This is a genomic window from Mesorhizobium sp. Root157, assembly GCF_001427385.1.
Classification (GTDB): Bacteria; Pseudomonadota; Alphaproteobacteria; order Rhizobiales; family Rhizobiaceae; genus Mesorhizobium.
Genome location: NZ_LMGJ01000012.1, coordinates 132,035 through 145,325, shown reverse-complemented (window position 1 = coordinate 145,325; position 13,291 = coordinate 132,035). Strand labels below are relative to the sequence as shown.

The window sequence follows — 13,291 nt, the reverse complement described above, 5'->3', positions numbered from 1 at the left end:
TCATGGCCTTGAAAACGAAGCTGCTGCTCATCGTTCTAGACGGCCTGCCATGGCGCAACTGGCGCCGCTACATGGGAAACCTCGAAGGCTGGGTACAGTCCGGCGCGGCGCAGGTCTGGCGCATGCGCTCGGTGCTGCCCTCGACCTCGGCCTCCTGCTACGCCTCCATCCATACCGGCGTTGCGCCGCAGGCGCATGGCATCCTTTCCAACGAAGTCGTTTTCCGGGTCGAGCGGCCGGATATCTTTTCCGAGGTGAGCAAGGCCGGCGGCAAGACGGGAGCGGTGACGCATTCTTTCTGGTCGGCCTTTTTCAACCGTGCGCCTTTCGATTTCGTCCGCGACATCGAATATGACGAGCCCGACGGTCCCATCCACCATGGCCGCTTCCACACCATGACCGGCTACAACCTCATCAACCAGATGACGCCGAGCGACGCCGACCTGTTCGCCACGCTGACAATGCTCACCCAGCGTTTCGGCATAGACTACGGCATCCTCCACACCTGCACGCTGGATTCGATGGGCCACCGCTTCGGCCACGACTGCGCGGAGATGGACAAGGCGCTGTTCACCATCGATGCGCAACTCGCCGCTTTCCTGCCGCGCTGGCTGGAAGCCGGCTATGAGGTCATTGTCACCGCCGACCACGGCCAGACCGATCGCGGCCACCATGGCGGCCATGACGAATTGCAGCAGGACTTTGCGCTCTATTATTTCGGCCCGGCGAAAGGACCAAGGCCCGACGCCCTACTCGACCAGTTGCAATTGGCCCCGACAGTGCTGAAGAGGCTCGGCGTCAAGGTCCCTGCCACGATGAAGGCCAAACCCTTCCTGACTTGAGCCTCACCAGATCCACGCGCCTTGCCCCAGCGCGCGCACGGCACCGACGATGCGGGTGAAGCTGGCGCGGGCGCGCCCGACCGTGTGCCGTGCCCTCAAATAGCCGTGGACGAGCCCCGCCTCGTCGAACCAGAAGGCCAGCCCGCCACCGGCCACTACATGATCGCGATAGGCCTCGCCATCCGACGCCAGTGGATCGCATCCGGCGGTGAAGATCACCGTTGGCGGCAGGTAGGCAAAGTTGGCATCGGCCAGCGGGGCCATGGCAATGTCGCCGGTATGGTCGGCACCGCCCGTGCGCACATGTTCGTAGTAGCGGACGTCGCGGGTGGTCAGCATCGGCGCTTCGGCGTGCCGGACATAGGAGCCGCGCGACATGTCGCCGCCCAGCGCCGGATAGACCAGCACCTGCCCGGCTGGCTTGACCTTGTGGCCGCGCGTGGCGTGGCTGACGGCAGCGGCGAGATTGCCTCCCGCGCTGTCGCCGCACAGCACGACCGGACAGGAGTAGACCCTCGTCGCCCATTCGAAGGCGCTCATCGCGTCGTCAAAGTGAGCAGGATGCACGTGTTCGGGCGAGAGGCGATAGTCGACCGACACCACCTCGAAGCCGGTGCGCCCGCACAACTCGGCACAGACATCGTCGTGGCTTTCCAGACCGCCCAGGATGAAACCGCCGCCGTGGAAATAGAGGACCACCGCAGCATTGCCGGCCTCACCCGCCCGATAGATACGGATCGGGATATCGTGTGTCGGTGTCGAGATCGCGCTGGTTTTCGCCGTCACGTTGTCGGGGTATCCGGCAAAGAACCCGCGGCACATGCGGTCGTAGATAACGCGCTGTTCAGCTATCGTGAGATCGACGGCATCCGGCGGGTAATACGAGTTGGTCCGGTCGATGAACGCCCAGGTTTCCGCGTCGATCAGCTTCTTGTAATCGGTCATCGGCGTGCGCCATCATCACTACCAGGGCCTTTACCGCCCCTTCCACACCGGGTCGCGCTTCTCGGCAAACGCCTTGAAGCCTTCCAGATTGTCCTCCGAACCGTAGAGGATGTCGACCGTCGGCAATTGCCGGCGCGTGACCCTGTTCATCGCCTCTTGGAAGGTCAGCGATTCGGCGATGCGCGCGGTTTCCTTGATCGCGGCGAACACCAGCGGCGGGCCGCCAGCCAGCAGCCGCGCGATCTCCCAGACCCGCTCCTCCAGCTTGTCCCTGGGCAGCACCTCGTTGACCAACCCCCAGCGATGCGCTTCCTGAACATCCATCCAGCGCCCGGTGAGCAACAGGTCCATGGCGACGTGATAGGGAATGCGTTTCGGCAGCTTGATCGTGGCGGCGTCGGCCAGCGTGCCGGCCTTGATCTCCGGCAGCGCAAACGACGAATGGTCGGAGGCGTAGATGAGGTCGCAGGACAGCGCCAGTTCAAAGCCGCCGCCGACCGCCATGCCGTTGATGCAGGCGATGACCGGCTTGTTCAAGTCGCGCAGTTCCTGCAGCCCGGCGAAGCCGCCGACGCCATAATCGCCATCGACCGCGTCGCCGCCCGCCGCCGCTTTCAAGTCCCAGCCGGCCGAAAAGAATTTTTCGCCGGCCGTTTTCACGATGGCGACACGCAGGTCCGGATCGTCGCGGAACGCCTTGAAGGTCTCGCCCATCAACCGCGAGGTATTGAGATCGATGGCGTTAGCCTTCGGGCGGTCGAGCGTGACTTCCAGGATGGAACCTTCGCGGCGCGTCGAAATAACTTCGGTCATGATGCGTCCCTTGAAACCAGCAGCGCGTCGGCGATCCACACACCCTCGCCTTGCCTGCAGACAATGAGCGGATTGATGTCGAGTTCCTCGATACCGTCCGCCCGCTCGGAAACGAAGGCGGCAATGGCCGCAACCGCCTCGACGGCGACCGCGATATCGGCCTTCGGGCGACCGCGATAGCCGTCGAGCAACGGAAACAGCTTCAGCGACCGCAACGCCACCTCGATCTCGCCTGGCGAAGCCGGCAAAAGCAGCATGGCGCTGTCTTGCAGCAATTCCACCAGCACGCCGCCGCTGCCCAGCGTCATGGTCGGGCCGAACACCGGATCGCGGGTGAAGCCGACGATCAGTTCCGCCACCCCACCCTGCACCATGCGTTCGACATAGAGGCCGGAGCCGAGCGGCAGGAGCGCCGTTGCAGCAGAACGCACAGCCCCTTCGCTGTGCAAGTTGAGTTTAACCGCGCCAGCTTCTGACTTGTGAGCGACGCCCAGCGCCTTCAGCGCAACCGGAAAGCCAAGTTCCCGCGCCACAGCAACCGCTTCATCCGCATTGGCGACACGCTCGCCCTTGGGCACGGCAAGGCCCGCCTCGCGCAACAGCGCCTTGGCTTCGGCCTCATCGAGCGTGGCGCTGGCCCCTACCTCCCCCTTGCGGGGAGGTCGCGCCATAGGCGCGGGTGGGGGTGTTGTGGAGAGAGGCTCCATCCCGTCACTTCGCACCGACCCTACCGCCAGTGGGGTCGGTCTCTTCCACGCCGCACCGATAAACGCCGCCGCTTCAGCCGCATCGAACGCCTCGACGATGCCGTGAAGCGGCACGACGCCCCGCTTCATCAGGTCCATCGCATGCGCTTCAGGCAAATTCTCCAGCATGGAAGCGACAATGGCGCCGCGCGCATCATTTGCCTTCAAGGCAGCTTCGAAGGCGCTCACCGCCGTCCACCAGTCGGCATCCGAGCAGCGGTCGTTGCGCGGGAAGTCCAGCACCAGCATGTTGAGGTCGAAACTGCCGGACACGAACGCGCCGAATGCCGCCGTCATGGCCGGCTCGTCGTTCCAGATGAAGGTGTTGTAGTCGAGCGGATTGGCGACCGCCACCAGCGGGCCGAGCGCTTCCTTCACGCGGGATTTGTGGCCGCTGGCAAGCGCCGGGAAACCGACCCCGCGCCCCTCGGCGGTGTCGGCCATCACCGACGCTTCGCCGCCCGAACAACTCATCGACGACAGCCGTCTTCCCGGCAGCGGACCGACCGTGTGCAGCAGCTTCAACGTTTCGAGGAAGGACGGGATCGAATGCACGCGCGCGATACCCAGCCGCTTGAGGAAGGCATCCGAGCCTGCGTCAGACCCTGCCAGCGAGGCTGTGTGCGAAATCGTGGCGGCGCGCGCTTGTTCCGAGCGGCCGACCTTCATGGCGACGATCGGCTTTTTCAGTTCACGCGCGCGGGCGGCAAGGCGCTCGAAGCCGGCGACGGAATCGAAGCCCTCGATGTGCAGGCCAAGGGCGGTGACGCGTTCGTCCTCGATCAACCCCAGCGCCATTTCGGACAGGCCGGTCTGCGCCTGGTTGCCGGCCGTCATCAGGAAGGCGACCGGCAGGCCGCGCTGCTGCATGGTGAGGTTGCAGGCGATGTTTGACGATTGGGTGATGATCGCCACGCCGCGCTCGCCTTGCTCCAGCCGCTTGCCGCCGTGCTGGTCGGGCCACAACAGCGCGCCATCGGCGTAGTTGATGAGGCCATAGCAGTTCGGGCCGATGATCGGCATTGCGCCAGCCGCAGCCACCAGTTCCTGCTGCAAGCGCTCGCCGTCGGCATCGTCGTTGCCGGTCTCGCGAAAGCCGGCGGCAAAGCAGATCGCGCCGCCTGCGCCCAGCCTGGAAAGCTGGCCGATAATGTCGATGGTGAGATTGCGATTGACGGCCACAAACGCCGCATCGGGCGCGCCGGGCAGATCGGCAACCGATTTGAAAGCGGGCACGCCACGGACGTCCGGCCGGCTTGGATGCACCGGCCAGATCGCGCCTGCGTAATTCATCTTCAGGCATTGCTCGACGACATTGGTGCCGAACGCCCCGCCGCCGATGACGGCGATGGATTTCGGGCGAAGCAGCCGGTCAAGACGATGCATTTTCACCCGCCCACCGCCCGCAGCAGCGCCCGGCTGATAATGTGCCTCTGGATTTCCGAAGTGCCTTCCCAGATGCGTTCGACGCGGGCGTCGCGCCAGATGCGTTCCAGCGGCAGGTCGTCCATCAATCCCATGCCGCCGTGGATCTGGATCGCCTCGTCGGCGATGAAGGCCAGCACCTCGGTGGCCTTGAGCTTGGCCATCGCCATGTCCTCGTCGGTGACCGTGCCCTGGTCGTATTTCCAGCCGGCTTCGCGGGTGAGCAGTTCTGCCGACTTCAGTTCCATCGCCATGTCGGCGAGCTTGAAGGATACGCCCTGGAACTTGCCGATCTGCTGGCCGAATTGCTGACGCTGCGCGGCATATTCGATGGCGTGGCCAAGCGCGCGCTCGGCACGGCCAAGGCAGGTCGAGGCAACCTGGAGCCTCGTCGCGCCCAGCCATGAATTCGCCACCTCGAAGCCCTTGTGGACCTCACCCAACACCTGACTCGCGGGCAAGCGGCAGTCATCGAATTCGAGGATGGCGTTGGTGTAACCGCGATGCGAAACGTTGCGATAGCCGTCGCGCACGGTGAAGCCCTTGGTGCCCTTGTCGACGAAGAACGCCGTGATCTTCTTGCGCTTGCCGCGAGACGTTTCTTCCTCGCCGGTGGCCATGAAGCAGATGGCGAAATCGGCGATGTCGGCATGGGAGATGAAATGCTTGGTGCCGTTGAGGACGAAATCGTCGCCGTCCTGCACCGCGCTCGCCTTCATGCCGCGCAGATCGGAGCCCGCGCCCGGCTCGGTCATGGCAAGGCAATCCCACTTTTCGCCGCGAATGCAGGGATAGAGATATTTCTCCTTCTGCTCGTCGGTGCCGGCCAGCAGGATGTTGGAAGGCCGCGCCACGCAGGTCCAGTGCAGCGCGTAGTTGGCGCGGCCAAGTTCCTTTTCGTAGAGCAGCCAGGTCAACGTATCGAGGCCGGCACCGCCCACGTCCGCCGGCATGTTGGCAGCGTAAAGGCCGGCGGCAATCGCCTTGGCCTGCAGTTCCTTGATGAGGTCCATTTCGAGCTTGCCGGTGCGCTCCACCTCGCGCTCATGCGGGTAAAGCTCGTTCTCGACAAAGGCGCGCGTGGTGTCGACGATGAGTTGTTGTTCTTCCGAAAGGCCAAAATCCATGGCTCAGCCCTTTTTCTTTTTCAGCTTCTCGGCTTTTGCCTTTGTGGCGGCCTTGGAGGTGCGTGGCTTCGCCGCCTGCTTGGCGAGTTGCTTGGTGTAGTCCTTGTGGAGCGCGCCGGCGCCCCAGCCCTTGCCCTTGTTCTGCTTCGACAGCGCATCCATGATCGCCACCAGATTGTCGTCGCGGATCTTTTCCAACTCGCGGATCGACCATTTGTCCGACTGCTCGTCCGACTGTGTGGCGATCAGGTCGACCAGTTCGTCGTTGAACTCCGGCACGTCCATCAGCTTGGTCCACGGCCATTTCAGGCACGGCCCGAACTGCGCCATGAAGTGGCGCATGCCGGCCTCGCCGCCGGCCACGCGGTAGACCTGGAACATGCCCATCTGCGCCCAGCGCAGGCCGAAGCCGTAGCGCATGATGTCGTCCAGTTCCTCGACCGTGCAGATGCCGTCCTTGATCAGCCACAGCGCCTCGCGCCATGCCGCCTCGAGCAAACGGTCGCCGACGAAAGCCTCTATCTCCTTGCGGATCACCACCGGCTTCATGCCGATCGAGGCATAGATTTCCTTGGCGACCTCGATGGCCTCGGGGAACGTCTGCTCGCCGCCGACGATCTCGACCAGCGGCAACAGGTAGACCGGGTTGAACGGATGGCCGACGACCAGCCGCTCGGGATGCTTCTTCATCGCCACCTGCATGTCGGTGGGCTTGATGCCGGAGGTGGACGAGCCGATGATGGCGTTGGCCGGCGCGTGCAAGTCGATCTCGGCCAGCACCTTGTGCTTGAGGTCAAGCCGTTCCGGCACGCTTTCCTGGATGAAATCTGCGTCGGCCACGGCTTCCGCGATGGTCTTGGCGAAGGTCAGCTTGCCTTCCTTGGGCAGGCCGTCGGGCAGCATCTGTTTGTAGGCGCGGCGCGCGCCCTTCATCACTTCCGAGACCTTGCGGGACGCTTCCGGATCGGGATCGAAGATCGAAACGTCGATGCCGTTCAGCAACAGGCGCGCGACCCAACCGGCGCCGATAACCCCGCCACCGATGGCGGCAGCCTTTGCGATAATGGTCATTGAAATACCTCCACTTCCCCCGATATTGCTCCCTCCGGCCCTTCGGCCTACCTCCCCCGCTTCGCATGGGAATATCTGGATCGTGCCAACGGCGCGACCGCGGACCCTCCCCCGTCTACGAGGGAGGGGAACCGGCGCAGGCGGTGGAGGGGGAGCAAGCCTCTAGCCATGTCCAAACGAACTTTACGCAGTCAACGGGACGCGCTTGGTGAGGTTCAGCTTCTTGCGCACTTCTTCCGGCCCGATGACGCGCGCGCCCATATTGGAAACCACCGTCACCGCTCGCTCGACCAGTTGCGCGTTGGTGGCGAGAACGCCCTTGCCCAGCCACAAATTGTCTTCCAGCCCGACGCGGACATTGCCGCCGGCCAGCACCGCGGCCGCCACATAGGCCATCTGGTTGCGGCCAAGCGAAAACGCCGACCACGTCCACTCCTTCGGCACGTTGTTGACCATGGCCATGAAGGTGTTGAGATCGTCCGGCGCACCCCACGGCACGCCCATGCAAAGCTGCACCAGCGCATCCGGCTCCAGCACCTTTTCTGCAACCAATTGCTTGGCGAACCACAGATGCCCGGTATCGAAAGCCTCGATCTCCGGCTTGACGCCGAGTTCGGTCATCATGGCGCCCATGGCGCGCAGCATGCCGGGCGTATTGGTCATGACATAGTCGGCCTCGGCGAAATTCATCGTGCCGCAGTCGAGCGTGCAGATCTCGGGCAGGCACTGACGCACATGCTCGACGCGCTCGGCGGCACCGGCCATATCCGTGCCGTCCACCTTCAGCGGAAGCGGGCTGTCCGGCGAGCCGAACACCATGTCGCCGCCCATGCCGGCGGTGAGGTTCAGCACCACGTCGACGTCCGCGGCGCGAATGCGTTCCGTCACTTCGCGGTAGAGATGCACGTCGCGCCTGGGCTTGCCGGTTACGGGGTCGCGCACGTGGCAGTGCACCACCGCCGCACCTGCCTTGGCCGCCTCGATGGCCGAGTCGGCGATCTGCTTGGGCGAGCGCGGCACGTGCGGGCTGCGGTCCTGCGTGCCGCCCGATCCGGTGACGGCACAGGTGATGAAGACCTCGCGATTCATCTCGAGCGGCATGGCAATCCTCCCTGAAAGCTCAGCCATCATCGCGCCCCTTGCAGCCGTCTGCTTCGCGATTTACGAATACAGAATGGCAAAAAGCGAAAAACCGACCATCTTCCATGCCGAACACACACCGCTCAAGGTAACGTTTCTGGTTTTCTCCGGCTCGTCCATCATGTGCGTGGCCTCGGCCATCGATCCATTGCGCGCGGCAAACCGCATCTCGGGGGAAACGCTGTTCGACTTCAAACTGGTGTCGATGACCGGAGAACCGGCCGTCACCACCTGTGGGCTGCCGGTGGCGGTCAGCGGCCGTTTCGACGCACGCGACGTCGCCGACATGGTGGTCGTCATCGCCGGCTTCGGCACGCAGAACTATGCCACGGCAGTCCTGCTTGCCGGGCTGCGCCAGGCGGCACGCTCCGCACGGGCTGTCGGCGGCGTCGAGGCCGGAACCTGGCTGGTCGGCCGTGCCGGCCTGCTCGAAGGCCGCGCCGCCACCACGCACTGGGAAGACATGGAGGACTTTTCCGCCGCCTTTCCGGGCACCGACGTGCGTCCCGACCGCTACGTCATCGACGGTCCCGTGTTCACCAGCGGGGGTGCTGCGCCCACCTTCGACCTGATGCTGCACCTGATCCGCTCGCGCCTCGGCATGGCTGTGGCGCTAGATGTGGCAAGCGTGTTCATCTACGACCAGTCGCGGGCATCGACCGACGCGCAGCCGCTGGTGTCGCTCGGCCGTCTCGACGGCTACGACCCCAGGCTGGCGCAATCGATCCGGCTGATGGAAGCGCATGTCGACCAGCCGCTGCCGGTCGCCACGGTAGCACGCCGGGCCGGCGTGACCCCCCGCACGCTCGAAAACATCTTCAGCAAATCAATCGGTGAAACACCGGGCGCCTATTATCTCAGGCTCCGGCTCAACGCGGCGCGGCGGCTGGTGGTGGACACACGTGTGCCGCTGGCCGATGTCGCGGCGCGAACCGGCTTCTCCTCCGCCGCGACATTTTCACGGGCGTTTTCCAACAGTTTCGGCAAGGCGCCCTCGCAGTTCAGGAGAAACTAGACGCTCAGGCACGGTCGGACAGCAGCCAGTCCGCCGCCGCTGCGAGATCTTTGACCACGGCCGTCGGCGGCGGATCGAAGCGCGCCTCGTCTCCCGGCCGGTATTTGCCGGTCCGCACCAGCAGCGCTGCACCAAGACCGGCGCTCAAGGCGCCCGCCACATCGCTTTCGGCATCGTCGCCGACCATCGCCACCTCGGGCGCCGCGCACCCCATATCCCGCAACGCCGCCTGGAAGAACGCCGAAGCCGGCTTGCCGATCACCGTTGCCTTCACACCGCTGGCGAACTCCAGAGCCGCCACGAAGGCCCCGGCATCCATGCTGGGCAATCCGTCGCGATCCTTGAACATGCGGTTGTTGGCAAGCGCGACGAGATCGGCGCCCGCCATCAACTGCCGGAACGCTTCGTTGAGCACCGCGTAGTCGAAGGTTTCACCGGCATCGCCGACGACGACCGCCGGCTTGCCTGCAAAGGGCAGACCTTCGAACTCCGGCCTCAGCTTCGGATGGACTACAAACAGCGGCGTGCGCTTGTTCAGCCTCAGCCAGGCGATGGCCGCCGCCGCCGGTGTGATCAATTCGTGGCCGGCAACCCCGATGCCGAACCCGGCAAGCTGCTCGACCAGCGTTTGCCGCGGCGAACGGGTCGTGTTGCTAACGAAACGAACCGCCAGCCCCGCGGCCCGCAAACGCCGGATCGCGCCGGCGGCACCCGGTATCCGGGTGTCGCCGTCATAAACCACACCGGCCAGGTCCAGAAGTACGCCGCGCAGCATCGGTGAAGGATGACGAACGGCCGACCATTCGTCAAACCGTTCGAAAGGATGTGGAGGGCTCAGGCAGCGTGGAGATCGCTGTCGCCTGGGTCGAGCAGCGTGCGCAATCGGCGTGCAAGGCGGGCCTCGAAGCGGCTTGCGACCGCGCGGTCCCACTCGCCGCCAGCCTGCCCCCCGTCCGGCGGGCGTGGCAAGGTCATCAGCCGGTCGATAATGGAATCGCAGGCTTCGTTCGACAGAAGAGCGTCGATTTCGCGTTCGTTCTGCATATCGGTTCGCCTCCTTTGAGCTTGTTACGATGCCGATATAGAGGCCGCCCGTGACGGCCTCATGAAGACATCAAGGCAGCATCTGGGCAACGACGACAATTTGCGCCTTTCCGTCGCCGCGATCTCGGTTCGAGGTGCTGCTCTATACGTAGCGGTTGACGATGTTTTCCAGATATTCCTGCCGCCCGGACTTCGGCTGCGGCTCGATCTTGTTCTTGACCACGCGCTCGGCAATCTCCTCCAGCGTGTGCTTGCCTGACAGCATCGCCTTCGCTTCGGCGGATTTCCAGCCGGCATAGCGCTCCTCCAGCGGGCCGGACAGCGCCTTGTCCTCGATCATCCTGGCCGCCGCCTTCAGGCCGCGCGCACAGCAATCCATGCCGCCGATATGGGCGATCAACAGATCCTGCGGGTCGAGCGACTGGCGGCGCAGCTTGGCGTCGAAATTGGTGCCGCCGCTCTTGAAGCCGCCGCCCAGCAGGACATGATAGTAGGCCAGCGCCATTTCCGGCACGTTGTTGGGAAACTGGTCGGTATCCCAGCCGGACTGGTAGTCGTTGCGGTTCATATCGATGGAACCGAAAATGCCAAGCGCGTTGGCCATCGCCAGTTCATGCTCGAAGGAATGGCCGGCGAGAATGGCGTGGCCCTGCTCGATATTGACCTTGACCTCCTTCTCCAGCCCGAACCTCTTGAGGAAGCCGTAGACGGTGGCAACATCGTAGTCGTACTGGTGCTTGGTCGGCTCCTGCGGCTTCGGCTCGATCAGGATCGTGCCCTTGAAACCAATCTTGTGCTTGTAATCGACGACCATGGACAGGAAGCGGCCTGCCTGTTCCTGCTCGCGCCCAATATCGGTGTTGAGCAGCGTCTCGTAGCCCTCGCGCCCGCCCCACAGCACATAGTTCTCGCCCTTGAGGCGCTTGGTGACATCGAGGCATGTCTTCACCGTGGCAGCCGCATAGGCAAACACATCCGGATCGGGATTGGTCGCTGCACCCGCCATGTAACGGCGATTGGAGAACAGGTTTGCCGTGCCCCACAAAAGCTTGACGCCCGTCTCCTTCTGCTTTGTCTCGAAGATGTCGACGATCTCGTCAAGATTTGCAGCGCTCTCGGAGAAGTCCCTGCCTTCAGGCCGCACATCCGCGTCATGGAAACAGTAATAGGGCGCACCCAATAGAGAGAACATTTCGAAGGCGACATCGGCTTTCAGCCGCGCCTTGTCCATATCGTCATCTTCGCCCCCCTTTGGGAACCACGGCCGCTCAAAAGTCTGGCCGCCGAACGGGTCGCCGCCCGGCCAGGCGAAGGAATGCCAATAGGCAACGGCGAAACGCAAATGGTCTTCCAGCCGCTTGCCGGCGACGATCTCGTCGGGATTGTAGAAGCGATAGGCCAGCGGATTGGTCGAATCCGGTCCTTCGTATTTGATCTTCTTGATGTCGCCGAAGAACCCGGTGCTCATGCTTGAACTCCCTTGATAGCAGGATAAAGCGCCCGATAGCGCTGGTAGGCATCGGCAAAGCCGCCGGCCAGGGCCGTATCGGGTTCGATGGTTTCAGCCGTGGGCGGCGGCGTGCAGATGGCGTGCGGATCGGCGTCGTTGGCGGCGATCAACCCCAGCCGCGCCGCCCCGAAAGCCGCGCCGAAGTCGCCGTCCGCCGGCACATCGACCGGAATGCCAAGTGCCGTCGCTATCGCCTTCAGCCAGTAGCGCGAGCGCGAACCACCGCCGATTGCGGTTACGCGATCGAGTTTCGTGCCGGCCTTGTTCAAGGCTTCGAGGCTGTCGCGGAAGGCGAAGGCAACGCCTTCCAGAACAGCTTGCGTCAGCGCCGCACGGCTCGATTCATGCGCAAGCCCGATGAAGGCGCCCCTGATGGCAGCGTCGTTGTGCGGCGTGCGCTCGCCGGACAAATAAGGCAGGAACGTCACGCCGGTCGGCGCCTTCAACTTGTCGCCCAGTTCCGTGGTGAGATGCGCCGCATCCTTGCCGCTGATCTCCGAAAGCCAGTTCAGCGAATCCGTCGCCGACAGGATGACGCCCATCTGGTGCCATGTGGCCGGCAGCGCATGGCAGAACGTATGCACGGCACTTTCGGGGCTGGGCAGATAGGCGCCATTGGCGGCAAACAGTACGCCCGATGTGCCGAGCGACACGAAGGCGTGCCCTTCGCCGACCGTTCCCATGCCGCAGGCCGAGGCGGCATTGTCGCCGGCCCCGCCGGCAATCGGAATGCCGGCCTTCATGCCCCATTTCGCCGCCAGTTCGGCGCGCAGCACCCCTGCCCGTTCGGTGCCCTCGACCAGGGCCGGCATGTGCTTTTCGTCAAGCTCCGTCGCCTCAAGCAACGCACTGGACCAGCGTCTTTGCTGGACATCGAGCCACGCGGTTCCCGCCGAATCCGACATCTCGGATATGTGTTCGCCCGACAGCCAGAGCCGCAGATAGTCCTTCGGCAGCAGCACCTTGGCGACCCTAGCAAAGACGTCCGGCTCGTTGTTTCTGACCCAGACGAGCTTTGGCGCGGTAAAGCCTGGAAAGACGATGTTGCCGGTGATCTTGCGGAAACGCGGGTCGGCATCGAGCCTGGCTGCCTCGGCATGGCTGCGCGTATCGTTCCACAGAATGCAAGGCCGCAGAACCTTGTCCGAGGCGTCGAGCAGCGTTGCGCCGTGCATCTGCCCGGAAAGGCCGATGCCCTTGACGGCGGCGAGTTGCTTCGGGTGCGCGGCCTTCAGGTCTTCAATGGCTTGTTCGCAGGCGGCGATCCAGTCGGCGGGGCTCTGCTCGGACCAGCCATGATGCGGCCGCGACACATCGAGCGAAGCGTGGCCGGAGCCGACCACCTTCTGTTCGGCATCGATCAGCAGGGCCTTCACGCCAGACGTGCCAAGATCCAGGCCGAGATACATGGACGTCCTCCCGAACACGGTAAGCGGGCCGATGCCGGACCAATTCCAAAGGCCGCGCGGTGCGTCTGCGCCAATGCCTCCCACCTCGCCACTCTGTCATATCAAAAAATCGCGCCCCTTGAAGTGATTTTTTTCGATACCCGTAAAAAATATTTACCGACCCGAATTCTACGGCTGGGAACGGCTGCGCGGCACCGTTTGACA

12 protein-coding genes are annotated in these 13,291 nt (G+C 64.0%); 2 read left to right on the top strand and 10 right to left on the bottom strand.

Annotated elements, in window-relative coordinates:
- Positions 1 to 2 precede the first annotated feature (2 nt).
- Complete coding sequence (locus ASD64_RS08710) at positions 3 to 842, top strand: alkaline phosphatase family protein (protein WP_056103754.1); 840 nt, start codon at positions 3 to 5, stop codon at positions 840 to 842.
- A gap of 3 nt (positions 843 to 845) precedes the next feature.
- Here ASD64_RS08710 and ASD64_RS08705 read toward each other — a convergent pair whose 3' ends face one another.
- The 6 genes from ASD64_RS08705 to ASD64_RS08680 all read right to left on the bottom strand — a co-directional run bounded on the left by ASD64_RS08705 (position 846) and on the right by ASD64_RS08680 (position 8,070).
- Positions 846 to 1,787, bottom strand: coding sequence for an alpha/beta hydrolase (locus ASD64_RS08705; RefSeq protein ID WP_056103752.1), 942 nt, complete (start codon positions 1,785 to 1,787; stop codon positions 846 to 848).
- 30 nt (positions 1,788 to 1,817) lie between these two features.
- On the bottom strand, positions 1,818 to 2,600 hold the full coding sequence (locus tag ASD64_RS08700; protein ID WP_056103749.1) for a carnitinyl-CoA dehydratase: 783 nt from the start codon (positions 2,598 to 2,600) through the stop codon (positions 1,818 to 1,820).
- Positions 2,597 to 4,732 carry an acetate--CoA ligase family protein gene (locus ASD64_RS08695; RefSeq protein WP_056104953.1) on the bottom strand — a complete coding sequence of 712 codons (2,136 nt, stop codon included), beginning with the start codon at positions 4,730 to 4,732 and terminating at the stop codon, positions 2,597 to 2,599. The genes ASD64_RS08700 and ASD64_RS08695 overlap by 4 nt, the downstream gene beginning before the upstream one ends.
- A 2-nt stretch (positions 4,733 to 4,734) precedes the next feature.
- Complete coding sequence (locus ASD64_RS08690; protein ID WP_056103746.1) at positions 4,735 to 5,898, bottom strand: acyl-CoA dehydrogenase family protein; 1,164 nt, start codon at positions 5,896 to 5,898, stop codon at positions 4,735 to 4,737.
- Between the two features lie 3 nt (positions 5,899 to 5,901).
- Positions 5,902 to 6,969 carry a carnitine 3-dehydrogenase gene (locus ASD64_RS08685; protein WP_056103743.1) on the bottom strand — a complete coding sequence of 356 codons (1,068 nt, stop codon included), beginning with the start codon at positions 6,967 to 6,969 and terminating at the stop codon, positions 5,902 to 5,904.
- A 183-nt stretch (positions 6,970 to 7,152) separates the two neighbouring features.
- Positions 7,153 to 8,070, bottom strand: coding sequence for a 3-keto-5-aminohexanoate cleavage protein (locus ASD64_RS08680; protein WP_056103741.1), 918 nt, complete (start codon positions 8,068 to 8,070; stop codon positions 7,153 to 7,155).
- Between the two features lie 73 nt (positions 8,071 to 8,143).
- Between ASD64_RS08680 and ASD64_RS08675 the strand changes: the two genes are divergently transcribed.
- Positions 8,144 to 9,124: a GlxA family transcriptional regulator gene (locus ASD64_RS08675; RefSeq protein ID WP_056104952.1), complete on the top strand. Its 981-nt coding sequence runs from the start codon at positions 8,144 to 8,146 to the stop codon at positions 9,122 to 9,124.
- A gap of 4 nt (positions 9,125 to 9,128) precedes the next feature.
- On the opposite strand, the gene ASD64_RS08670 is transcribed toward ASD64_RS08675, so the two are convergent.
- The 4 genes from ASD64_RS08670 to xylB all read right to left on the bottom strand — a co-directional run bounded on the left by ASD64_RS08670 (position 9,129) and on the right by xylB (position 13,087).
- Entirely contained in the window at positions 9,129 to 9,899 is a 771-nt protein-coding gene (locus ASD64_RS08670; protein ID WP_056103739.1) for a TIGR01458 family HAD-type hydrolase, read from the bottom strand.
- 59 nt (positions 9,900 to 9,958) lie between these two features.
- Positions 9,959 to 10,168 carry a hypothetical protein gene (locus ASD64_RS08665; RefSeq protein ID WP_056103736.1) on the bottom strand — a complete coding sequence of 70 codons (210 nt, stop codon included), beginning with the start codon at positions 10,166 to 10,168 and terminating at the stop codon, positions 9,959 to 9,961.
- A 142-nt stretch (positions 10,169 to 10,310) separates the two neighbouring features.
- Positions 10,311 to 11,636 (bottom strand): xylose isomerase, encoded by a 1,326-nt coding sequence (xylA, locus tag ASD64_RS08660; RefSeq protein ID WP_056103733.1) that lies wholly within the window; start codon positions 11,634 to 11,636, stop codon positions 10,311 to 10,313.
- Positions 11,633 to 13,087: a xylulokinase gene (gene xylB / locus ASD64_RS08655; RefSeq protein WP_056103730.1), complete on the bottom strand. Its 1,455-nt coding sequence runs from the start codon at positions 13,085 to 13,087 to the stop codon at positions 11,633 to 11,635. The genes xylA and xylB overlap by 4 nt, the downstream gene beginning before the upstream one ends.
- Positions 13,088 to 13,291 lie beyond the last annotated feature (204 nt).